The 22,838-nt window shown below is 70.8% G+C and carries 19 protein-coding genes; 1 reads left to right on the plus strand and 18 read right to left on the minus strand.

The window, feature by feature from the left end; translation table 11 throughout:
- Positions 1-210 precede the first annotated feature (210 nt).
- On the plus strand, positions 211-2,049 hold the full coding sequence (locus R3E98_07715; protein MEZ4423277.1) for a peptidylprolyl isomerase: 1,839 nt from the start codon (positions 211-213) through the stop codon (positions 2,047-2,049).
- 200 nt (positions 2,050-2,249) lie between these two features.
- Here the strand turns inward: R3E98_07715 and R3E98_07720 are convergent, their stop codons facing one another.
- The 18 genes from R3E98_07720 to R3E98_07805 all read right to left on the minus strand — a co-directional run bounded on the left by R3E98_07720 (position 2,250) and on the right by R3E98_07805 (position 22,834).
- Positions 2,250-2,516, minus strand: coding sequence for a twin-arginine translocase TatA/TatE family subunit (locus tag R3E98_07720; GenBank protein MEZ4423278.1), 267 nt, complete (start codon positions 2,514-2,516; stop codon positions 2,250-2,252).
- Between the two features lie 57 nt (positions 2,517-2,573).
- Complete coding sequence (locus R3E98_07725; GenBank protein ID MEZ4423279.1) at positions 2,574-2,858, minus strand: hypothetical protein; 285 nt, start codon at positions 2,856-2,858, stop codon at positions 2,574-2,576.
- A complete protein-coding gene (locus R3E98_07730; protein ID MEZ4423280.1) occupies positions 2,855-3,796 on the minus strand; it encodes a polyprenyl synthetase family protein in 942 nt (313 codons plus the stop codon). Before R3E98_07730 ends, R3E98_07725 begins: the two co-directional genes overlap by 4 nt.
- Before the next feature lie 100 nt (positions 3,797-3,896).
- On the minus strand, positions 3,897-6,551 hold the full coding sequence (locus tag R3E98_07735; GenBank protein MEZ4423281.1) for a tetratricopeptide repeat protein: 2,655 nt from the start codon (positions 6,549-6,551) through the stop codon (positions 3,897-3,899).
- 437 nt (positions 6,552-6,988) lie between these two features.
- Complete coding sequence (locus R3E98_07740; GenBank protein ID MEZ4423282.1) at positions 6,989-8,113, minus strand: hypothetical protein; 1,125 nt, start codon at positions 8,111-8,113, stop codon at positions 6,989-6,991.
- A 274-nt stretch (positions 8,114-8,387) separates the two neighbouring features.
- Positions 8,388-11,312 (minus strand): putative LPS assembly protein LptD, encoded by a 2,925-nt coding sequence (locus R3E98_07745; GenBank protein MEZ4423283.1) that lies wholly within the window; start codon positions 11,310-11,312, stop codon positions 8,388-8,390.
- The gene (tatC, locus tag R3E98_07750) at positions 11,309-12,112 is read right to left on the minus strand and encodes a twin-arginine translocase subunit TatC (protein MEZ4423284.1); all 804 of its coding nucleotides are present in this window, start codon (positions 12,110-12,112) and stop codon (positions 11,309-11,311) included. Before tatC ends, R3E98_07745 begins: the two co-directional genes overlap by 4 nt.
- Entirely contained in the window at positions 12,081-12,626 is a 546-nt protein-coding gene (nrdR, locus tag R3E98_07755; protein ID MEZ4423285.1) for a transcriptional regulator NrdR, read from the minus strand. The genes tatC and nrdR overlap by 32 nt, the downstream gene beginning before the upstream one ends.
- Positions 12,627-12,648: 22 nt before the next feature.
- Positions 12,649-13,374 (minus strand): tetratricopeptide repeat protein, encoded by a 726-nt coding sequence (locus tag R3E98_07760; GenBank protein ID MEZ4423286.1) that lies wholly within the window; start codon positions 13,372-13,374, stop codon positions 12,649-12,651.
- Positions 13,375-13,445: 71 nt separating this feature from the next.
- Positions 13,446-14,027, minus strand: a complete 582-nt coding sequence (locus R3E98_07765) for an OmpA family protein (protein MEZ4423287.1) — start codon at positions 14,025-14,027, stop codon at positions 13,446-13,448.
- A 123-nt stretch (positions 14,028-14,150) separates the two neighbouring features.
- Positions 14,151-15,539, minus strand: coding sequence for a hypothetical protein (locus R3E98_07770; GenBank protein ID MEZ4423288.1), 1,389 nt, complete (start codon positions 15,537-15,539; stop codon positions 14,151-14,153).
- A gap of 65 nt (positions 15,540-15,604) precedes the next feature.
- A complete protein-coding gene (locus R3E98_07775) occupies positions 15,605-16,348 on the minus strand; it encodes a TonB C-terminal domain-containing protein (GenBank protein MEZ4423289.1) in 744 nt (247 codons plus the stop codon).
- Complete coding sequence (locus R3E98_07780) at positions 16,348-16,779, minus strand: biopolymer transporter ExbD (protein ID MEZ4423290.1); 432 nt, start codon at positions 16,777-16,779, stop codon at positions 16,348-16,350. The genes R3E98_07775 and R3E98_07780 overlap by 1 nt, the downstream gene beginning before the upstream one ends.
- Positions 16,776-17,495, minus strand: coding sequence for a MotA/TolQ/ExbB proton channel family protein (locus tag R3E98_07785; GenBank protein ID MEZ4423291.1), 720 nt, complete (start codon positions 17,493-17,495; stop codon positions 16,776-16,778). The genes R3E98_07780 and R3E98_07785 overlap by 4 nt, the downstream gene beginning before the upstream one ends.
- Positions 17,492-18,448 (minus strand): NAD-dependent epimerase/dehydratase family protein, encoded by a 957-nt coding sequence (locus R3E98_07790; protein ID MEZ4423292.1) that lies wholly within the window; start codon positions 18,446-18,448, stop codon positions 17,492-17,494. Before R3E98_07790 ends, R3E98_07785 begins: the two co-directional genes overlap by 4 nt.
- Positions 18,449-18,632: 184 nt before the next feature.
- Positions 18,633-19,751 (minus strand): LysM domain-containing protein, encoded by a 1,119-nt coding sequence (locus R3E98_07795; GenBank protein MEZ4423293.1) that lies wholly within the window; start codon positions 19,749-19,751, stop codon positions 18,633-18,635.
- Positions 19,752-19,949: 198 nt separating this feature from the next.
- The gene (locus R3E98_07800; protein MEZ4423294.1) at positions 19,950-21,821 is read right to left on the minus strand and encodes a hypothetical protein; all 1,872 of its coding nucleotides are present in this window, start codon (positions 21,819-21,821) and stop codon (positions 19,950-19,952) included.
- Positions 21,818-22,834: an NAD-dependent epimerase/dehydratase family protein gene (locus R3E98_07805; protein MEZ4423295.1), complete on the minus strand. Its 1,017-nt coding sequence runs from the start codon at positions 22,832-22,834 to the stop codon at positions 21,818-21,820. Before R3E98_07805 ends, R3E98_07800 begins: the two co-directional genes overlap by 4 nt.
- Between the last annotated feature and the right edge of the window lie 4 nt (positions 22,835-22,838).

Raw genomic sequence — 22,838 nt, forward strand, 5'->3', positions numbered from 1 at the left:
GGCGCGCGAAGATAGGTCCCGCTCCGGTGGAGGGTCAACGCAGGCGGGCCCCGGGGCGACCCCCGGGAGCGGGCGCGGGTATCACCCTGCCCGGGCGGCGCCTCCGTTGAGAGGACCTGCGCGGGGGATTAGGTTGGTCCACCCCGAAATCGGGGAGTCTCCGTACGTTCGGTCGCGGTCCGCGGGGCCGCCGGGAGGGTTCGTCGCGCCATGATGCGTCAGCTGCGTCAGAGCACCAAGTGGATCATGCTGGCCACCGCGCTGGCCTTCGGTGCGCTGATGGTCTTCGAGTGGGGGATGGATGCCACGGGCCGGGGCGGCGGCGGGGTGGGCTCCATCGGTCGCGTGAACGGCGTGTCCGTCTCCTTCGAGATGTACGAGAACACGCGCCGCAACCTCTACGACCAGGTCTCCGCCTCCCAGGAGGAGCCGATCACGAGCCAGCAGAGCCGCGAGATCGAGGACCAGGCCTGGGACGAGGTGGTCAACCAGATCCTGATCAACCAGGAGCTGGAGCGCCGCGGCATCACGGTCACGGACGACGAGATCCGGCAGGCCGCCCAGTTCTCGCCCCCTCCGGCCCTGCAGAACGACCCCGCCTTCCAGACCGACGGCGCGTTCGACCTGCAGAAGTACCAGACGTGGATGGCGGGACTCCCCCCGGAGATCCTGCTGGAGCTGGAGGCCTACTACCGGTCGGTCATCCCGCGCGGAAAGCTCCTGCGTCAGGTGAGCGCGGGCGTCTATCCCAGCGACGGTGAGCTGTGGCAGGCGTACCAGGACCGCAACGCCACCGCCACCATCCGCTTCGTGGCCCTCGACGCCGTCAATGCGGTCGCCGACGCCGAGGCTCCGGTCAGTGACGCCGAGATCCGGCGGTACTACGACGAGAACGAGGAGGAGTTCGAGGTGCCGGCCCGGGCGAGGCTCGCGGTCGTGGTGTTGCCCAAGACGCCCAGCGCCTCCGACTCGGCTGCGGCCCGCGCGCGTGCGGATTCGCTGCGCACGGCCATCCTGGAGGGCGCGGACTTCGCCGAGCTGGCGAGCACCGAGTCCACGGACGAGTCGACGGCCCCGCTCGGCGGCAGCCTGGGCACGTTCCCCCGGGGTCGGATGGTCGCCACCTTCGACTCGGCCGTGTGGGCCGCGCGGGTGGGGACGGTCACCGAACCCGTGCAGACCCAGTTCGGCTGGCACCTGATCGAGGTCGAGGAACGCTGGGCCGACTCGGCCCGCGCCCGCCACATCCTGCTGCCGGTCGGTCGCACCGACGCCTCTGAGATCCGGCTCCTGACGGAGGCGGATTCGCTCGAGGCCCTGGCGGAGGACCGGGATCTGGCCGAGGCGGCCCGGATGCTGGGGCTCGCCACCGATACCGTGGACCTGAGCGCGGACTTCCCGTTCGCCAGCGGCGCCGGGCGCATCGGGGAGGGCATGGACTGGGCGCAGGAGGAGGCCGAGCTCGGCGACGCCAGCCCGGTCTTCGAGACCAGCCAGGCGTTCTATGCCCTGCAGCTCATCGACCGCACCCCGGCCGGCGTGCTGCCGCTCGACCAGGCGCGCAGCGTGATCGAGCAGCGGCTGCGGATGGAGAAGAAGCTGGACCTGGCGGAGTCGCGGGCGCAGGAGGCCATGAGCGGCGCCAACGGGTCCCTGGATCAGGTGGCCCAGCGGCTCGGAACGGAGGTGCGGGCCCCGGCGCCGTTCACCCGCACGGATTTCGTCGCCGGACTCGGTCGGCAGAACCCCGCGATCGGCGTGGCCTTCGGACTGCAGCCCGGCACATTGTCGGGCGCGGTGCGGACGGACACGGACGTGGTCGTGCTGGAGGTGCTCGAGCAGAGCCCGGCGGACAGCGCCGCATTCGTGGAGCAGAAGGAGGGTCAGCGCCTGACGCTGCAGCAGATCGAGGCCAACACCCGCCTGCAGGACTGGCTGGAGGGCCTGCGGGCCCAGGCGCGCATCGTGGACCGTCGGGACGAGGTCCTGCGGCCCGCGGACGAGCAACCGCTCCCCATGGCCACGGGACCGTTCGGCGGGATGCGCTGACCGGCGGACGGCCGGCGCGGACGCTCGGTCGGGACGCCGCCGAACCGGGCCGGAGCCGGAGGACGGGAGACGGACATGACGAAGGGGGCGGTCGCCGCTGGCGACCGCCCCCTTCCTGCCTCATGTCGATCCGGTGCCGACGGGACGCGGCGGAGATGCGCCGCCGGTCCGGATCCGCGTGTCCCGCCCGCTCGACGGGGTCAGCCGGACGTGGTCAGCTTGCGGGGCTCCCCGCCCGTGGTGGCGTCGGTGGCTGGGGGCTTGGCCTCGGGCGCACGGGCCTGGGGCGGAAGCTGACGGTCCTCGTACTTGAGCTCGCGCTCGATCTCCCGGACCGAGCTCTTGAACTCACGGATTCCCTTGCCGAGCGACGAGCCGATCTCCGGCAGGCGCTTGGCGCCGAACACCAGCAGCGCGACCAGTAGGATGAGGAGAACCTCCCACATCCCGAGTCCACCGAACCCCATGGTACCCTCCCGGGCCGCCGAACCGGTCGGCGCCCTCTCGGAAAACGAAGCTCTGTGCTAGATCAGCGACCGGGCGATCAACCAGACGGTGCCGATCCCGACCAGAGTCAGGACATTCAAGCTCAGTTGCAAGGGGCCGATCGTAAAGGCCACGGCGACGAGGTCGACCGCGAACGGCCCCAGGGATGCTACCGCGGAAACGGTGAGGAAGGTCCGGGCCGCGCTCTCGGGCAGGAACAGCTCGCAGAGCTGGGTGAGCAGGCCCCCGAGGAACAGGCCGAGGATGAGGGTCCAGACCAGCCTGGAGCCGGTGCGTCGCGTCTCTCCGAGGCGGGGCTTCACAGGCTGCGGTCCACCGCGTACCCCACCGCGTCGCGCAGCGCGTCCAGGGCGGGTCCCGGTGCCAGCCCTTCGAGCGCGCCCAGGGCGTCGGCGGCGAACGCCTGCGCCTTCTCCCGCGCGTACTTCAGTCCGCCCCTCCGCTCCACGATCTCCACCACCCTCTCGATATGGTCGTCCGCCGGATCGACCTGGTCGAACAGATCCCGGATCTCCCGGGTCTCCGCCTCGTTCGTATGCCGCATCGCCTCGACGAGCGGCAGCGTCACCTTGTGCTCCCGCAGGTCGTGTCCCGTGGGCTTGCCCGTCACGCGCTCCGAGCCGGTGTAGTCGAGCAGGTCGTCGGCGATCTGGAACGCCATGCCCAGGCTCTGTCCGTAGCGCGCGAGAGGCTCACGGTAGCGCTCCACGCCCGCCAGCGCACCCATCTCGCACGCGGCCCGCATCAGAGAGGCGGTCTTGGCGGCGATCAGGGCGTAGTAGTCGCCCTCGCTGAAGTCGAGCGCATCGTACGAGGTGAGCTGGCGCATCTCGCCCACGCTCATCTCGTTCGCGGCAACGGCCAGCACCCGCAGCGCCTCGAGGCGTCCCAGCGCGGCGAGCTCGGTGATGGCCCGGCTGTAGAGGAAGTCGCCCATGATGATGGCGACCTGGTGGGTCCACAGCGCATTGACGGTGGGCAGTCCGCGCCGGAGCACCGAGTGGTCGACCGCGTCGTCGTGGACCAGGGTGGCGAGGTGCACGAGCTCGACCACCGACGCCAGGGTGACGGTGTCGTCCGCCGGCTGATCCCCCACCTGGCTGCTGAGCAGCAGCAGCGTGGGTCGTAGCAACTTCCCCCGCATCAGCAGCAGGTGGTCGTTGACCCCTTGGATGTCGCCGAAATCGGAGCGCACGACGCGGCGCAGCTCGGTCAGGACCTGACCGAGCCGGTCATGCACAGGGGCCTGGATGGCCGCTAGCTGGGCGGCGGCCTCCCGCAGGAGAGGCCCCGGCCACGCACTGGACTGCATTCGCCTCGAGCGTCTAAACGGTGTCCGTTCAGCGAAGCGAGCGAAGCCGTTCCGTCACATCCTGGAAGTTGATGTCGAGTGCGAAGACCTTCTCGTAGAACTCGACCGCCTCGTCTCGCTGGCCGAGCTCTTCGTGGGCGCGGCCGAGGTAATAATAGATCCCCAGAAGCTCATCCTCCACATCATGGGGCAATTGGGCCGCGCGGCCCAGCGAGCGGACGGCGAATTCGGGCTGTCCCTTCTCCATGAAGCACTGACCCAGCATCTCGTACGTGGCCAGGTTCTTCCCGTCGGCCCGGAGCGCGAGCTGGAACTCCGAGATGGCCTCGTCGACGAGCCCCATCTCCCGGTAGGCGGTCCCCAGGTCGTAGTGGGCCCGGACGTCGCCCACGTCCACGTGCTCGGCCACCTTGGCCTTGAACTGGTTGAGCATCTCGCGGAAGTCGAAGTCCTCCTCCCGCTCCGGCTCCTCGGCCTCGACGGTCCACCGGGTGGTCTTCTCCACCCGATCGATCACCATCGCGCCCAGGTCCACGTACTCCGGCGCGGCGGCTTGCGCCACCGGCTGGGCCGCTGCCGCCAACTGTATGGCAGCGAACTCATTGGCCGGATCGAGCTCCAGCACTTTCTCATAGGAGGCCGCGGCTTCGACCGGGTCGCCCGAGCGCTCCAGGGCCGCGGCCAGATCCAACCACGCGGCCAGTTGCCGGGACCGGTCCCCGGCGCGCATCGCGTAGTCGGCACGGTGGCGGTGATGGGAGACGGTATCCGGGTCGCGCTCCACCAGCCGGTTCACGGTGTCGAGGGCGCGATCGAACTGGAGGGCGCCGGCGAAGGCCAGGTGGGCCTCCTCGAGGGCCGTGCAGGCCTCCTCCGCCTCCCCTTCCTCGTCCAGCCGGGCCGCGAGCTCCAGCCAGGCCGCCCCATCATCGAGGCCCTCACCGGGGTCGTCGCTCCGCGCCTCCCACACGGGGGCTGCCGGTTCGGCGGCCGCCTCCGGCTCCTCGACGTCGTCGATGGCGATCCAGGCCTCGTCGAGGCCCGCCACCGACACCTCCTCGTCCGCCTCGGCGGCGAGGGGGGTCCCCTCGTCCAGGGACGACGCGTCCAGCCCGTCCTCCACCGCTGCATCGAGGCTTTCGGGCTCCTCCCAGGCGTCGGAGAGCCCGCCGACCTCCACGTCCTCGTCCTCGTCGGCGCCCCAGGCCGGGAGCACCTCCAGGCCGCTCAGCCCCGCTTCGGAGCTCCACGGGTCCGCGGCGTCTTCGGTCTCGTCCGTCCCGGCCGCGTCCCACTGCAGCTCGGTGGGCTCGATCGCTTCACCGGGACCGGCGTCCTCGGCAGAAGCGTCCGGGCCGATCGCTGCCGACGGCACCTCGGGCTCGTCCGCCCAGGCGGCGGAGAGGGGCGCATCGTCCTCGTCGGGCGCGCGCTCGTCGGCCACCGGGGCCGCGAGATCCTCCTCGGGCTCGTCGCCCCAGGCCGCGGAGAGGAGCACCTCGTCCTCCTCCGGCGCGCTCTCGTCGGCCCACCCGTGGGTGGGAAGATCGAGGTCGTCGTGGGTGGCGAAGTCCGACAGATCCTCCCCGTCGGCGTCCGTCAGCCCATCGTTCGCTACGTCCGCCAGCGCGTCGTCCGCTCCATCCGCGAGCGCATCGTCCGCTCCATCCGCGACGATCGCGAGGCCGTCCTCCGGCTCGGGGGCCGCCGCGGGCCCACCGGCCCGCTCGTCTTCGGTCACGGCCTCGGCCGGCGCTCCGGATCCCATCCCCACGTCCAGATCCGCCGCTGCCGCGCCCCAGGGATCGTCGTCGGGCACGTCCGCCGCGCGGAAACCGGAGGACGTCTCCAGGTCCAGCGGGGTGACCTCGACCTCCATCGCCGACAGCTCGTCGTGGCCGTAGTGCGTGGGCTCGATCTCGAGGATCGCGCCCCCATCGACGTCCGCGTGGCCGGCCACGTCGACGTGGGCCGTGGTCTCCATCTCCATGTCGGCCGGCGCGGCCCCCGCGAGCTCGTCGCCCGCCAGGGAGGTCGTCTCGAAGCCCTCGTAGTCGCCGTCGTCGGTCGGGAGTCCGGAGTCGGGCGCGATCTCGCGCAGGCGGTCGGCGACGGCCATGGCCGCCTCGTCCTCCCCGCGGCGGAGCAGCGTGCGATACGTGCGGCCGAGATGGTCGACCGCCGCCTCCGTCTGCTCGGCGGCCAGCAGCTGGGCCACCACCATGTTCTGGACGTCGAGGTCGGTGGGCGCCAGCTCGGCGAACTCCACGAGCGCGGTCCGCGCGTCGTCGAGCTTGTCCTCCTGCTGCATGATCTCGGCGTAGCGCAGGAAGTTCTCGCGCGCGTCCACCAGGAACCCCTGCTGCGCGCGGATCTTGCCCATCTGGAGGAACACGTCCGTCCGGTAGGGCATGTTCCGGAGGATCTTCTTGAGGATGGCGATCGCGTTGTTCGGCAGCTCGCTGTCCAGGTACAGCTTGACGGCCTGGTCGTAGTACTCGAGCGCACCCTCGAGATTGCCGAGCCGCGTGCTCAGGTCGCCGGCGCGATTGTAGAGGCCCAGGTCGGGCTGGTCCTCACTCCCCTGTCGCTGGATGGCCTGGACGTAGAGTTGGAGTGCCTTCTCCCACTCCTCGTTCTGCTCGTGCGCCCGAGCCTGCTCCTTCAGCGCTTCGATGCTCATGCTCTCTCGCGTCCGCTCCTTGACCCTCGGTCCCCCGGCGGGGGAGCTCGTGCCGGAGCCGGTCGTGCGACCGACATCCCGGCCGGACTGGGACAGCGGAAGCGGACCCACCGATGGGTCCCTCGTCCCGTCCCGCCTCTCGTTGCTTTCGTTCTGAGGCCCCGTTCCCCGGAAACACCCTGGGCCGAGCCTTCCCGTATACACGTTCCAGGCCACGGCCGCGGCGGAGCGGATGGCGAGCGGCGGGTCCCCGGCCGCCGAGCGCAGAAGCGGCGCAACGGTGCGAAGATCCGTCGCCCGCCCCCCCGCCGCCCGGCCGGACCGACCCCCGGAAACGGCCCACCCGGCCTCCCGTGGGGGCAGGCCGGGTGGGAACCGGGCGCAGGGGCGTCCGGCACGGCGTTCCGGGCCGGGCGAGCCGGCCCGGAGGGGGACCGTCAGCGGCGGGGCGTCAGCGCCGGGTTGCCGGGCTGGAGCTGGTAGGCCCAATCGAGCACCACCAGGCCGTCGCCCGCCTGATCGAATCCGGTGCCCTGGATCCGGATCACGCCGTAGTGGACCTGGCCGTCGTCCCCCACCACCCGCATCGGGTAGGAGGTCTGGTCCACCAGCGCCACGTCCTGGGCCGTGTAGCCCGACGTGGGGGCGGTCTCCAGCGCCACGCAGTCCGGATCCGCGCCCACGCCACACACCAGGGCGGACGTCGCGAAGCCCGACGCATGGATCTGTGTGCCCGGCCCGGGCACCAGCCAGAAGCCGCTCGCATCCACCTCCACGCGGAAGTGACGCTCCGCGGCGCTCCCGCTCACGACCGGGCTCACCTGGTCGTCCTCCCGGAAGCGGAAGCCCGCGTCCTGGGGCCGGTCCTCGAAGGCGTACAGCAGCTCGCCCGTGTAGTCCGGACGGGGCGTCCCCGACGCCGAGCCCGACACGGCGCTCTCGTGCCCCCAGGTATCGACGGCGGCGACCCGATAGGTGGACGTCACCCCGTTGCTGGCGAGCAGGTCGACGAAGCCTTCGGAGTCGGTCTCTCCCAGCAGGAAGGCGCCGCCCTGCCCGTCCTGCAGGTAGAGGCGGTAGAAGGAGAAGTCGGACGCCTGACGGGCGTTGTCGCCCCAGGTCACGAAGGTGGCACCGTCCAGGCCCAGCACGTGGAGCCCGCCCGGGACCGGAGGTGGCGTGAAGTCCGGCACGTCCACGCCCACCACGTTCGAGTCGGCTTCGCCGCCCGTGTCGGGATCGACGGCCGAGACGAAGTACTCGTAGCGAACGCCCTCCGCGATGTTCACGTCCGTGTACTCACACAGCCCGTCGGCGCAGCTGGTGACGTCGGCCAGCAGGAACCAGTCGGAGTCGCTGACCCGCTTGCCGTAGACGCGGAAGCTCTCTCCGTTCCAGCCGTTGGACAGCTCCCACGTGAGCGTGACCGCCCGGTTGTAGTAGCTGGCCTGCAGGTCCACGGGGGCGGCGGGCGCCCCTCCCGGCCCGAACACGTCGTCGTCGCAGGCCGCCATCCCGCTCGCGAGCATCACGGCCATCCCATACGCCGCCCACCGCTTCATCGGCACCTCCCTTCGGGTTCGTTGGCGGCCTCTCCGAGCAACGGCCGTACCGTTTGGGGGAATCGCGTGGTTGCGCGAAATCCTGCGGGCGCGGGCCGCAGGAGTGTCCCCCTGCGGGGACACCGGTTCTGTCCAGCAGGGGGTCGGATCGACACGACCGGGCGCGACGGACCGCGATTCCCGCCATCCCGGTTCCGGCCGGATCTCGCGGCGGGCAGGTGCGGCCGCCGCCTGGGAGCCGCCCTGATCGGTCGCGGCCGCCGTCCGGCGGTGCCTAACGCGCGTTGTCGAGGCTGCGCTGGCGGTAGTCGAACTTGAGGTCGCTGTTGTCCTTCAGCTGGACCTCGAAGCGGAACGTCCAGTTGCCGTTGACCGTCTGGACGAAGTCGAAGTGGGCGTCCCAGCGGTGCAGATCGCGTGTCAGGCGCACGATGTGATCCAGGAACTGCCCCTGGATCCGGTCGTAGGAGGTCCGCCACGTGACGTCCCAGCTCCGGGTGGGGCTGAAGCTGACGTTGGCCGTGATCAGCTCGTCCGTCTCGGTCGCGTAGCGCGGGCGGCGCAGGGAGTAGTTGAAGCTCGCATTGAAGCCGCGGCCGCCGGAGCGCTGCTCTCCCCCGCCCCGGAACGGATCCTCGGTGCGCGGCACGATCGTGGTCTCCTGCGAGCCCGTGTCATCCACCAGGGGGTTGTCCGGTGGGAGCGCCGCCGTGCGGTCCGGAACCGGGGAGCCACGGCGCCCGCCGAGGCCCAGCCAACGCAGGATGGCCGAGTTGCTGCTCAGGGCGAATCCGAAGTTGACGGACGACAGGTGCATGCTGAACTGCTTCTCGCCCGATCGGTCCGCGCCGCGATCGAACAGGTCGAAGCTGAGGGACGGCGAGATCCCGCGCAGGTAGTCCGACGTCAGGCGCACCTGCAGCTCCTGGTTCTGCAGGCCCTCCTCCCACCGCCCCGTGGAGTCGGCGAGCACGAAGTCGTACTGGACCGCGCTCAGACCGATGCCCAGGAGCTGGATGGGTTGGGTTCCCGCCGGCGGCCGCGTCGGCTCCGGCCGGTCGCCGCGGGCGGCGGCGCGGGGTCGACGCGCTCCCTGCGCCGCCAGCGCCTGCCCCTGGGCCGTGGTGTCGGCCAGGGCGGCCAGGGAGTCGGCGACGGCCAAGGAGTCCTGCACCATCTGGGCGCTGTCGGCCTGGGCCTGCGCCTCGGGGTTCAGCTTGGCCTCGAAGGTCTGGTTGAAGGACAACGAGATCTGGTTCCGGCGGCGGATCTCGCGCGCGCCGGTGAAGACCTCGCGCTGCAGGTCGGTGGGCGTGACCGCCGGCGCGTAATCGTAGTCCAGCTGCGGGGTGATCTTGTGTCGGATCGCCTCGAATGGCCCGAATCCGCCCCAGAACCCGTACACGTCCGCCTTCACGCCGACGCCGAAGGAGGACCGGCGCGGGGCCGACACGAACTCCTGGGCCGCCTCGATCTGGTCCGAGCGCAGCAGCTGGCCGGAGACGCGGTACCGGGGGGTGACCACCAGCGACCCGAACGTGCGCAGCTGGTAGTCCAGGGTGGCGGACCAGTCGATGGTGGACTCGGCGACGTCGGACACGCCCAGGTTGACCGTGGTGTCGCCCGGCTCGAACAACGCCGCGCCCGGGATGTCCCGATTGAGGCGTTCGTTGAAGCTGGCCTGCTGCGAGAAGCCGAAGTTCCCCAGCGTGAAGCTGGACGTCAGGTTGCCCCGCGTGGTGATGAGGTCCGCCCGCGACAGCACGAACGCGCTGTCGGGGGACTGCGCCGGATTGTCGGTGATGTCACGGTTGAAGCCCATCCCGCCCGACCAGGACAGGTTGTTGTACCAGCGCTCGCGGTTGGCGGGCGCCTGGAAGAAGGTCAGCGGAGACAGGGACAGCGACGCGTTGGGAAGCGTCATGGTGACCCGGTCGTCCGTGAGGAACTGCTTGCGGTTGGCGCCCACGTTGAGCGAGCCCCAGTCGAAGCGGCGGGTGAAGCGGCCCTCCGAGTCGATGGACTGCGTGAGCTCCAGCGGATTGAACGTGTTCTGGCGGACGAACGAGCCGGCCGACGCGTAGCTGGCGTTGACCGCGACGGAAGTGCGCTCGCTGATCTCCCAGTTGTTCTGCGTGTTCAGCGTGCGCTGACGTCCACCACCCGTCTCCCAGTACTCGCGGTAGTTGATGCCACCACGCAGGAACTGCCGCGCCCAGAAGTAGTTGAAACCCCCTTGCAACGCGAAGAACCGGTCGCTGAACCAGTCCATGGCGATCTTGGCGTCCGTGTAGTCGGACATCGCCCAGTAGAAGCCGAGGTTCGAGATCCGGCGCCGATAGCTGCCCGACGTGCGCACGATGTCGTTGATGGAGAACGTGGGCGCCAGGATGCCGCTCGAACGCCCCGTCCCCAGCCCCTGGGCGATGAAGGGCAGCCACATGACGGGGACATCCGCGAAGCGCAGGGTGACGTTGCGCGCCACGAACCAGTTGTCGGACACCCACTTGATCTCGCCGGTCGCGAAGTGGTAGTGGGGCTCGTCCAGCTCGCACGACGTGAACGAGATGTGCCGCCCCCAGAAGAGGCCGGGCTGGACGGACGTGAGATCGCCCGCCACCTGCCAGTTGGCACCTTCGTTGTAGACCGTGCGCGCGCCCAGCGCGGTGCCGCGGTCGGCGTTCAGATCATAGATGAGCTGTCGGCTGGTCAGCGGCTCCCCGTCGGGTCGGCGGAACTCGGCGGCACCGCGCGCGGTGACCAGCCCGCGCTCCTCGTCGAAGTCGATGGCCGTGTCCGCCGTCAGCTCGAAGTCCGCACGCGCGACGAGCGGCTTGCGCTCCTCCGTGCCGATCAGCGAGAGCCGGCGCTCGGCGGCGCCGAACTCCGCCCCTGCCCCCTGGTAGCGCGTGACCTCGAAGCCGGGCAGCTCGAGGAGGCGACCGGCGATGGAGTCGAACCCCGCCAGCCCCTGCCCCGCCCCGGGCCCCTGCCCGCGCCGGGCGGCGGCGGTGGAGTCGTCCACGAGCAGGGTGGAGTCCAGACCGGGCGGCCGCGCGAGCTGGCGCAGACGCTCGAAGATCTGGAGCCGGGTGGAATCGGGCTGCTGGGCCGAAAGCGCACCCGGGGGGAAGGCCGCCGTTCCCAGCGCCACCCACAGACCGTAGCGCAGGACCGCACCCGTCACCCCTCGCCTCATCCGCCGACTCCCACCGCTCCTTCAGGAGGCTCGTCGGAAGACGACAGGATGTGCCGCTCGCGTCGCCGGTAGATGACGCTGGAGAGCGTGATGCTGACCTCGTAGAGCAGGATCAGCGGAACCATCATGAGGATGGTGACGGTGATGACGTCGCCCGGGGACAGGAAGCTCGCCACGACCGTGTTGATCACCAGCGCGTGCCGGCGCTTGCTGCGCAGGAACTGGGGCGTGACCAGCCCCAGCGCCGAGAGGATCATCACCACCACCGGGAGCTCGAAGACCGCGCCGAAGCCGATGAGCAGCTTGGTGACGAACCCGAAGTAGCGGTTCACCTCGAGCGTGGTGTCGAGGAACTGGGTCTGGAATCCCAGGAGGAACGGGATGGTCACGGGGAGCGCGATGTAGTACGCGAGCCCCGCCCCGGCCAGGAAGAGCAGGAGCCCGAAGTAGAGGGCGGGCACGATCACCCGTTTCTCCTGCTTCTCCAGCGCCGGAGACAGGAAGCTCCAGAGGTGGTACAGGAGGATGGGGAACGCCAGGATCGACCCCACCACCAGGGCCAGCTTCAGGGTCACGAAGAACGGGTCCGTGATCCCGAGCGCCACCAGCTTGGTGTTGGGCCGGTACTCCTGCAGGGGGGCCAGCAGGAACTGCAGCACGCCGAAGCGCTGCACGATCCAGAAGCCCAGCAGGGTGGCCAGCACCAGGGCGAAGAGCGACCACAGGATGCGCCAGCGGAGCTCCTCGAGGTGCTCGAGGAAGGGCATCTCACCCTTCGGGTTGATTCTCCGCTCCGTCATCACCATCCGTGGGGAGCTCCAGGGGGAGCTCGACCTGATCCAGAGTCGCCAGCTCGCGCCGCTGCCGGGCCCGAACCTCGCTCACGAAATCTTCAAACTCGTCCAGATCCCGGAAGTTCCGGTAGACGGACGCATACCGGACATAGGCCACCCGGTCCAGCTGGCGGAGCTGGTGCATCACCATCTCGCTGATCCGGGTGCTGGAGACCTCCACCCCGGCGGAGCGGCCCAGGGCGTCCTCGACGTCCTCCACGATCTGGTCGATGGCGTCGGAGGAGACGGGCCGCTTGGCACAGGCGGCCGTCAGGCTACGCAGCAGCTTCCGCCGATCGTACTCCTCGGATTCGCCGCTCCGCTTGAGGACCCGGATGGGCCGCTGCTCCACCTCCTCGTAGGTGGTGAAGCGGGCCCCGCAGCTCTCGCATTCCCGGCGCCGCCGGACCGCTCGACCCCCGCGGCTGAGGCGCGTGTCCACCACCCGCGTATCGGTCGCGTCGCAGGCGGCGCAGCGCATCGGCCGGGGGACGAGGCCGGGTTCAGCCGATCTCGGAGAGCCGCTCGCGCGCGACCCGCGCGGCGTCGGAGTCCGGATAGCCGGTGACCACCCGCTGGAAGTACCGGCGCGCCGCGTCGGGATCGCCCCGGTCCAGCTCCAGGACCCCGATCCGGTAGAGCGCGTCGGCGGCCAGGGGATCGGCGGGATAGAGCTCGGGGATGCGCAGGAAGCCGGCGATGGCCTCGTCCACGTTCCCGTCCTGTGCGAGCTGGTCCGCCAGGTAGTAGCGCGCCTCGGGCACCCGCTCGTGGGTCGGGAACTGCTGCAGGAACTGCTCGAAGCCGAGCCGGGCCGCGGTCGACGACCGGCGCTGGTACGCCGCGTACGCCGCATCGAAGGCCGCGTCCGCCTCGTCGTCCCCCGTGCCCGGCGCAGGCCGGGTCTCCGTCTGGTCCAGCCGGGCCCGTCCGGCTTCCACCTGGTCGCGCAGCTGCGTCAGCGTGCGCTGGTTCTGTCCGGAGAGCTCCTGCAGCTGGATCAGCTGGTCCTTGAGGTCCAGGACCTCGCGGGCCATCTGGCCGCGGAACTCGAAGTTGGCATAGGCCTCGTTCTCCAACGTGTCGCCGATCGCGTCGACCGATTCGAACAGCCGCTGGAAGATGGAGTCCTGCCGGGCCGAATGCGCGCGGATCTCCGCGCGCAGGTCACGGATGTCGCGCTTGGTGGCGCAGCCGGAGAACCCGACCACGCACAGCACGAGCGCCACGCGGACGGCGCTCCTCCGGACGCACGAGGCGCCGGGTCGATCCGACTCGGAGGAGCGCCGATCCATCGCGACTACCGCGCCACCGGCTGGATGTCGTTCTCGCCGGCCGTGATGATGAACGCGGCGCGACGGTTGCGCGACCACGACGACTCGTTGCTGCCCGAGTCGAGCGGACGCTCCTCACCGTAGGAGATCAGCGAGAACCGGTTGGCGGTCAGACCGAAGCTCTCGAAGAAGCTGCGCACGCTCTCGGCGCGTCGCTGTCCGAGCGCGATGTTGTACTCGGTCGAGCCGCGCTCGTCCGCGTGACCTTCGATGCGGAGCTGCACGGTCGGATTGGCGCGCAGGATGTCCACCTTGTCACGCAGGATGCGCTGCGCCTCCGGCGTGAGGTTGGCCATGTTGTACTCGAAGAACACCATGGCGGTGAGCGCCGAGCGCGCCATCTCGATCTGGCGCTGCCGCTCGGCCTCGGCGCGGGCAGCGGCCTCCCGTTCCGCACGTGCGCGCGCCTCTTCCTCGGCGCGGCGCCGGGCCTCGTCGTCGTCGGTGGCGGCCGGTTGCGGCGCGGGTGCCGGGGGTGGGTCCTTCTTGCAGCCACCGATCGGCAGGGCGATGGCGAATGCCAGGACCAGCAGGGTACGAGGCTTCATCCTTTCTCCATCCACTCGAGGGGACATGTCCTGGGGTCGTGGCCAGCACCTCGAAGCCACCCACGACCGGTAGTGTACTTCCTGACGCGAACCGGGCCCGCGCCAGCATATAAGGTAGGCGCCCTAGTTCCGCAATATGTTTCCGCGGGCCTCCGCCAGCGTCGGCGACCATTCCGGGGCCCGGGCGCGGATGTTCGGGACCAGCAGACGGGTCCGACCCGTCACCGCGTCCACCACCCACAGCCCCACCCCGTTCGAGCGCTCGCCCACGAAGACGATGTGCCGGCCGTCGGGGGCCCAGCTCGGGTCCTCGTTCTGGCCCTCGCGGGTGAGCTGGATCAAGGACCGCGCCCGCCCACGGCCGACCTCGGCCACCAGGATCTGGTAGCGTCCCCGCTCGATGCGGCCGTGGAAGACCACCCGATCCCCGATGGGGGACCAGTCCGGGCTGGTGTAGTAGCCGCGCTCGCGGACGTCGAAGGGCGACAGGAGATCGCCGTCCCCGCCCCCGGAGGGCATGATGTAGATCTGCGGCGCCGACTCCCCCGCCAGGCGGGACGTCATGAAGGCCAGCCGCCCCCCGTCCGGCGAGTAGCTGGGCGAGATGTCGTCGTAGCGGCGGGCGTCGGTCAGGCGCTGCAGGCAGCAGCCCCGCCCGATGTCGTAGCTGTAGATCCCGCCCCCGTCGCCGGCCACACCGAACGTGATCTGCTGCCCGTTGGGGTGGTAGGTGGGCGTCAGGTACATGGCGTCCCCGGTGCCGGGCACCGCCTTCTCGGCGCGCGTCACCAGGTCCAGCTCGTAGATGCGGGCCGGTCCGTCCTTGTAGGACGTGAAGGCCAGCCGCCGGCCGTCGGGCGCCCAGGTCGGGGAGAGGGTGATGGTCCCGTAGCGGGTCACCCGCTCCATGTTCTCGCCGTCGGAGTCCACCAGCCACAGGTCCTGGTTGCCGTCCCCGTCGCGTCGCGAGAACGCGATCCGGCTGGCGGCCATCCCGGGCTCCCCGGTGATCCACTCCACGATGGCGTCGGAGACCGCGTGCACCGCCATGCGGAAGTCGTCGCTGTCCTGGGGGGGCAACGGGAAGCGCGCGCGCTGCTTGGACTCGCGGTAGACGACGTCGTGCAGCTCGAGCGCGAGGGTGAAGCCGTCCCCCACCCCCTCCACCTGCCCGTCCAGCAACCACGTGGCGCCGAAGCGGTCCCACAGGCCGTAGTTCACCGTGCCGTCCTCCATCATGTCGGGCGGCAGCGAGTCGATGATCTCGAAGCGGTCCGAGTAGCGGAGGTCGCGCGCCAGGATGGCGCCCACGCCGGCGGCCACGGCCTCGCCCCCGAAGCGGGCGGACAGCGGCGGCAGCGCGAGTCCCGGCCGTTCGGCGTTGGGGTCGTAGACGAGGCCCAGGCGGACGTTGGGGAACTCCTCCTGGGCGAGCGCGCGGTCGGTGAGCGGTCCGGCAGCCAGCGTGAGCAGCACCGCGATCGGGAGGGCGGGCAGCAGGCGGAGGCGCATCGGGATCGGTCTCGTGGGTTCGGCGCGAGAAGGGGGCCGGTCGGCGGAGCCGACGCGGGCGACGCTCATCCGCCCCGCGGGGCGAAGAAGAACTCGATCGGCAACGCGTCCCAGGCGAAGTCGTCGGGCAGGACTCCGAAGCGGCCGTTGCCCGCGCACTCGACGGCCTCGATGGCCAGCACGTCGAAGGCCAGGCTGCCGGTCGATTCTACCTTCTCGATCCCGGAAACGGTCCCGTCGCGGTGGATCACGAAGCGCACGGTCGCGCTGTGCCGCCCGGTGGGCGCGCGGAAACACCGACGGAGCTGGCTCACGATGTTCGCGTAGTACTGCGGGTAGTCCCGCCGCAGCCCCTCCATGCGCACGTTGATGTCCTCTCCACCCCGTTCGGCATCGGGGGCTTCCGGCTCGGGCGCCGTGGCCTGCCGCGGCTCCTCCTTGGGCGGATCGGGCGTGGGGGGCTCGGGGCGCGGGGGCTCCGGCCGGGTCTCCGGCGGCGGGGTCACCTCCTCGCGCTGCTCCGGGGGCGGCGGGGCCTCGGGCTGGGGATCGGGCTCCTCGACCACCAGCTCCTCCTCGGGCGGGCTGGCCTCCTGCACCTCCTCGGCCTGGGCAGGGGGCGGGGAGAAGAGCTGGATCCGCACCGTCTCGTACTGGATGGGCTGGGGCCGGAGCGCGGTCGAGCCCCACGCCACCGCGATCACCAGCGCGTGCAGGACGCCGCTGGCCACGACGGCGCGGCGATCGGGACCCCGCCCGCGGCGCGCGGGCGCGTCCGCCGGGTCCGGCGGGCCCACGACGGGACGCATCAGCGCCGTCGGGTGTCGGATTCGACGACCACGCTCAACTGGGCACCCTCCACCTGGTTCACCGCATCGAAGGCCTCGATGACCCGTCCGTACGGGACCTGCCGGTCCCCACGGAGATAGACCGTCCCTCCGCCCGAACGTTCCACCAGGCGCTGCACCAGCTGACGCAGCGACTCCGCGGTCTCGACCCGCTGGTCCTCCACGAAGAAGGTCCCGTCCCGGTCGATGGAGACGATGATGGGGGTGCGATCCGCGTCGAGCGGAGCGACGTTGCCTTCCGGCAGATCCACCTCGATCCCGCCCTGCAGGATCGGTGCGGTGATGATGAAGATGACGAGGAGGGTGAACGCGACGTCGACCAGGCTGGTGACGTTGATCTGGGCCTCGGTCGGCAGCCCGCGTCGCGAGGAAGCGCGCCGGCCCGACCTCACACGCGGCCCTCGCGGGCGAGCGCGCCGATGAACTCGCTGGAGAAGCCCTCGAGCTCCCCGGCGAAGAGGTCCAGCTTGGTGGCGAAGTGGCCGTAGGCGATCACCGCCGGGATGGCCACGGCGAGCCCCGCCACGGTGGTGATCAGCGCTTCGGCCACTCCGGGCGCGACGGCCGCGATGTTGGCCGAGCCCGCCGACGTGATGCCCAGGAAGGCGTTCATCACCCCGATGACGGTGCCCATCAGCCCCAGCAGGGGCGAGATGGAGCCGATGATGGCCAGCCAGGGCAGTCCGTGCGACAGCTCGTCGCGCTCCTCGGCCTCCTCCTTCTCCATCACCAGACGCAGGGCCTCGAGCTGCGTCAGCGACAGGCCCTCGGTGCTCCCCTGGCCGTGCAGCGAGCCCGGTCGGAGCTCCGAGAAGAAGTTGATGCCGCGGCGGAACACGCGCCCGTACGGCGAGTCCGGCAGGGCCACCAGCGCGCGCACGGCCTCCTCCAGCCGCTTGGCGCGCTCCATCTCGTCGATGAAGCGGCTGCCCTGGCGCCGGACGGAGCCGAACTGGCGCCACTTCCAGACGATGATGATCCAGGACAGGAAGGAGAAGACGGCCAGCACCGTCAGGATGATGCGGGTCGAGAGGCCCCCGCCGACGATCATGTCCCAGGCCGTCGCCGGAGGCGGTGCCTGGAAGAGGAAGGCGGAGGCGAGGGTCACCCGGCCACCCTCGCCGCCGCGATGTGCTCGTAGGTCTCCCGCAGCCCGTCACGGATCGCGAAGCGCGGCGCCCAGCCGGTCTCGCGAAGCTGGGAGGAGTCGAGCGTCGAGTGCCGGAGCTCGCCCACGCGGGCGCCGCGGTACTCGCGACCGGGGTGCACCTCGGCCACCTCCTCCAGCAGGTCGGCCAGCCGGTTCACGCTGGTGCCGACGCCCGTCCCGACATTGAAGGCGACGTCGTCCATCTCGTTCCCTTCCAGGGCGAGATCCGACACCCGCAGGTTCGCGCTCACCACGTCTTTCACGTACACGTAGTCCCGGGTCTGCTCGCCGTCGCCGAAGATGGTCAGCGGCACCTTGTCCTGCAGCCGCTGCGAGAAGATCGCCACTACCCCTGCCTCGCCGTGCGGATCCTGCCGCGGCCCGTACACGTTCGAGTAGCGGAGCGCCACGTACTCCAGGCCCCGCTCCTTCCGATAGTAGTTCAGGTAGTACTCCCCGGTCAGCTTGGTGACGCCGTAGGGGGAACGCGGGTCCTTGGGGGCCCGCTCCGGCGTGGGGATCAGCTCCGGCTCGCCGTAGACCACCCCACCGCTCGAGACGAAGATGAAGCGGCGCGTGCCCGTCCGGATGGCCGCCTCCGTCAGGTTGAGCAGGCCCAGCAGGTTGGTGGTCGCGTCCCGGGCCGGATCGGCCACCGAGATGCGCACGTCGATCTGCGCCGCGTGGTGGTTGACCAGGTCGAAGCCCACCTCGTCGAACAGGGCCCCCACGGACGGGTCGCCGATGTCCATGTGGATCAGCTCCGCTCCGGCCGGGACGTTCGTCCGCTTCCCGCTGGAGAGGTTGTCGAGCACCCACACCCGGTCCCCGCGGGCCACATAGGCCTCCGCCACGTGGCTGCCGATGAATCCCGCGCCGCCGGTCACCAGAACCTTCCTCTGCGTCGTCATGCCACTCTCGGTATCGTGTCGCGAATCGTGATCGTTGTCGTCTGTTCCAGGTCCTGCAAACGGAACCGCGTCGGTTCCACCGGCCTTTCCTCGGCCAGGGGCCCCGACGCGGGTCCGGTGCGTTCCACCGGTCGTGGGCTAACCGGGTGCGCCCGGCCGCGCAAGGACCGGAGCGCGCCCCCGCCTACGGCATCTTGCGGCTGAGCCGCAGCGTCAGCCCTTCCTCGAAGGCGGGCGCGTCGATCGACAGGATTCGCGCCGAAGCGCGCCCGTCGCGGACACCCACCACCTGCACGCGTCCGATCGGCTCGGGCGCCCAGCCGTCCGACGGCGCCGCGTAGCCGATGAACTCGTCGCCCACCGTGATCCCGTCGCGTGCGCCCACGTCCAGGAACATCACGTCCCCGAGCAGGTGCAGCTCGTGGGGGCGCTGGAAGGCCACGATGGTCGCTTCGACCTGTGGACCGCCGGCCTCGGGGAAGACACCGGCGCGCACTCCGAACTGCGCGGGCGTCATCACCTCGTCGCCGATCTGGAGCGCTTCGTACACCTCGGCGACCTCGACCACGGCCCCGAGGGGCTCGATCCGCACGACGGTGAGCATGCCGGTCGGAATGACCACCCGGCCGACGTCCTTGATCTCGCGCGCCACGCGGAACGCCACCAGGGCATCGCCCGGCCGTAGCCCGCCCGTCTCCGCCAGCGTCACGTGCAGCCGGTCGAAGAGCTGGGCCGTGATGCGGGTGGACCGGACACCCGAGGCCACGCTGAAGGCGTCCAGGCGACCGATGCCGCTCGTCGCCTCGTCGGGCTCGAGCAGCCAACCTGCCGAGTAGAACGCGTCCACGGGGACGGTGGGCCGGAGCAGCGCCACCTCGGTGGCCTGCGCCAGCAGCGGCGTATCCATCCGCGACTGCTGGGTGGTGGTGCCGGTCCAGAAGACGGTCCGCGGCGTACGCGGCGCCTCCTGCACGGAGGCCCGCGGCGTGGCCTGCGCCGGGGTGCGCCCGGCGGGCCGGGTAGCCACTTCCATCGTGCGCACCTCGCCCGCGGCACCCGCCGCCCCGGCCGCGGGGATCCGCAGCTCCAGCCCGGCCTCGATGCGGTCGGGGTCGGGGATGCGGTCGCGGTTGGCCTCGTAGATCTGACGCCACGACCCGACGCTGCCGAGGTAGCTGAGGGCGATGGAGGACAGCGTCTCCCCGGCCTGGACGGTATGGACGCGCTCGGCCGCCTGTTGGGCGGCCGCCGCTCCCCCGCCCAGGGCGGTGAGGGTGATCAAAAGATGCAGGACCCGGCGCATGGAGCTCTCCTTGGGATGCCGGGTGGCGGGGTGGGACAGCAGGGTCCCATCCGCGGATCGGGCCCGCAACGCCGCGGCCGGCCGGTCCGATCCGGCCTCGCCACCCGCTGCGGCCCTCCACCCGAGATGCCGTCGGAAGGGCTCCGGCCGCACGGTCCATGCCAGCCCCCCCGCCCCGCGGGTCCCGCCGGGGCGGCGTCAGCCCGCGGCGGCCGGTGGGGCCGTGGCGGAGGGGCTCCGGGGCAGCGCCCAGCCCCCGGCCAGCCACTCGTCGGCGGAGCGGAACTCGAGGCTGGCCACCTCGACCGTCAACCCGGCCTGCAGGGCGGCCCGCACCAGGATGCGGACCTGGTCCTCGGCCGTGTTGGGAAGGGAGAAGATCACGTGCTGGGCGCCGTAGAGGCGGGCGATGGCCGGCAGCCGCGACAGGGGCCCGAGCACCCGCACGCCCCCGATCAACGAGCGATGGGCCTTCGGATCGTCGTCCGCGAAGCCGATGACGTTGTAGCTGCGGTCGGTGCGGCGCTGCAGCGAGCGGTACACGGGCAGCACCGCGTCGGCCGTCCCCGCGATGAGGGTGCGCCGACCTTCGCGGGCCCAGCGGTCCAGGACGGTCACCTCGCCCAGGGCCCGCACCCCGAGGCGCGTGAAGCCGAAGAAGAGCACGGAGAGCACCCCCTCCAGCACGATGACGCTGCGCGGGAAGGAGGGGGCCTTGAGGAGGAACAGCACGGCCGTGAACAGGAGCGAGCCGATGAGCACCGCCGCGACCAGACGGAGCGCGTCGCGCGCCAACCCGTAGTGCCACTGCGTCTCGTAGATGCCCATCAGCAGGGCCAGCCCCACCCGGAACGCGATGAGGTACGGCAGGGCCAGGGCCAGGTTGCGCAGCTGGTCACCCGGGATCTGACCGTCGAAGCGGAGCAGGAAGGCGAGGTAGAGGGCCGCGAAGACGAGCACCACGTCGCCGGCGAGCGCCACGATCCGGATCACCCAACGATGCCACGGCGAGCCCTCCCAGCCGGCGCCCACGCGCTCGACCTGGAACTCCTCGTAGTTCTCGTGGACCCGCGCCTGGTAGAGGAAGGCGCCCAGGTACATGAGCACGATGAGGAAGAGCGACGCGCCGGCCGCGTATTCCAGCGGGGAGAGCGCCAGGACCAGCAGACCCAACGAGCCGCCCGCCGCCGAGAGCGCGTAGACCGCGAGCAGCGCGCGCCCGCGCGAGAGCCCGTGGGCGATCAGCCGGTAGTTGATGTGGTCGGCCTTGCCGCGGCTCACGGGGATGCCGGACAGCTTGCGCGTGACCGTCACGAACGTGGTGTTGAAGATCGGCACCGCGAGCAGCAGCGTGGGCGCCAGCACCGTGAAGGCCAGGTTGGTCAGACCGCGCCAGCTTCCCCCGATGGCGAGGCCCGCCAGCAGGAAGCCCAGGAACATGGAGCCCGAATCGCCGAGGAAGATGCGGGCCGGGGGCAGGTTGTAGCGCAGGAAGCCCAGGCAGGCCCCGGCCACGATCCAGGAGAACAGGGCCGCCTCGGGGCGATCGGTCATCCCCGCGAACAACCCCACGAACACCGAGGCCACCGCGGCCACACCCGGCAGCATGCCGTCCATGTTGTCGACGAGGTTGAAGGCGTTCGTCACGCCCACGAACCACAACAAGGTCAGCGGGACCGCCAGCCACTCCAGCTCGGGGCCGAGCGGGAACGTGACCCCCAGGACCACCATGGCGGTCGCGGCGCCGAGCTGGATGAGCAGCTTCATCCGGGGCAGCAGGAGTCGCACGTCGTCCCAGACGCCCGCGATGAACAGCACGGAGGCCCCGAGGAAGACCCGCGCGACCTGACCCACGTCGTGACCGGTGCCGCCGAGCGCGGTGAGCAGGATGCCCACCACGAGCCAGATGGCGATGCCACCGCCGACCGGGACCGGCGCCGGATGGTTGGGGTCGGGCGCCGAGACCAGCCCGACCCGCGGGAGGAGGCGCACCGCCACCCCGGTCAGGAAGAAGGTGGCCACCGCCGATACCGTGGCGGCGATGGCCGTCTCGACCCAGGCCCCGGTCACGTCTTGGCCACCTCCGCTCCCTCCAGCGTCGGATCGAGCACGTCCCGGTGCTCCCGCACCCAATCCGCCGTCAAGCGAACGGCGTCGTCCAGCTCGACGCGCGGACGATAGCCGAGCAGCGTCGTGGCGTTGCGCAGGCGCGGGACCCGCACGTCGATGTCCGAGAAGTCGATCTCGATGAAGCGCACCCGCGACGGGGAGTCCAGCAGACGCACCACGCGCTGGGCCAGGTCGTAGATGGTCAGCGTGTTGCGCGGGTTGCCCAGGTTGAACGTCTCCCCCACCGCCTCCGGCATGTGCATCACACGGATGAGGCCGTCGACGAAGTCGTCGATGTAGCACCAGGACCGGATCTGCGTGCCGTCGCCATGCACCTCCAGGTCCTCGCCGCGCAGCGCCGCGAGGATGAACCGCAGCATGGCGTGGTCGCCCAGGCGCAGGCGACCGAACACGTTGAACGGCCGCACGATGGCGGTGGGCATCCCGAGCTCGCGATGGTAGGTGTGCACGAGATGCTCACCCGCCAGCTTGGCGATCGAGTACGTCCAGCGCGCTTCGCTCACGGGACCGATGGTGGAGGGCGTGTCCTCCCCGGCCCGGAAGGCGCTCATCCCGAAGACCTCGCTGGTGGAGAAGTAGACGACCCGGTCCAGGTCGCGTCGCCCCTCCAACGCGCGTAGCAGGTTGGACGTGCCGGTGAAGTTGATCTCGATGGTATCGCGTCCGCGCGAGAGCACGTTCTTCACGCCCACGACGGCCGCCAGGTGCACGACCAGCGTGGCCCCTTCGGTGGCGCGCACCAGCGCGTCGGCGTCCATCACGTTGCCCTCGACCACCTCCAGGTTGGGGTGGCCCCACGCACGGCTGAGCGAGACGCTGCTCCCGTCGAAGCCGAGGTCGAAGAGACGGACCTGATTGTGCTCGACGAGCCGTTCGGCCAACGCGGCACCGATGAATCCGGCCCCGCCGGTGATCAGGATGCGGCGGCCTTGGATGGAGGGCGTGGGGGTCACGACG

Source organism: Gemmatimonadota bacterium, assembly GCA_041390125.1.
Taxonomy (GTDB): Bacteria; Gemmatimonadota; Gemmatimonadetes; order Longimicrobiales; family Gaopeijiaceae; genus JAGQIF01.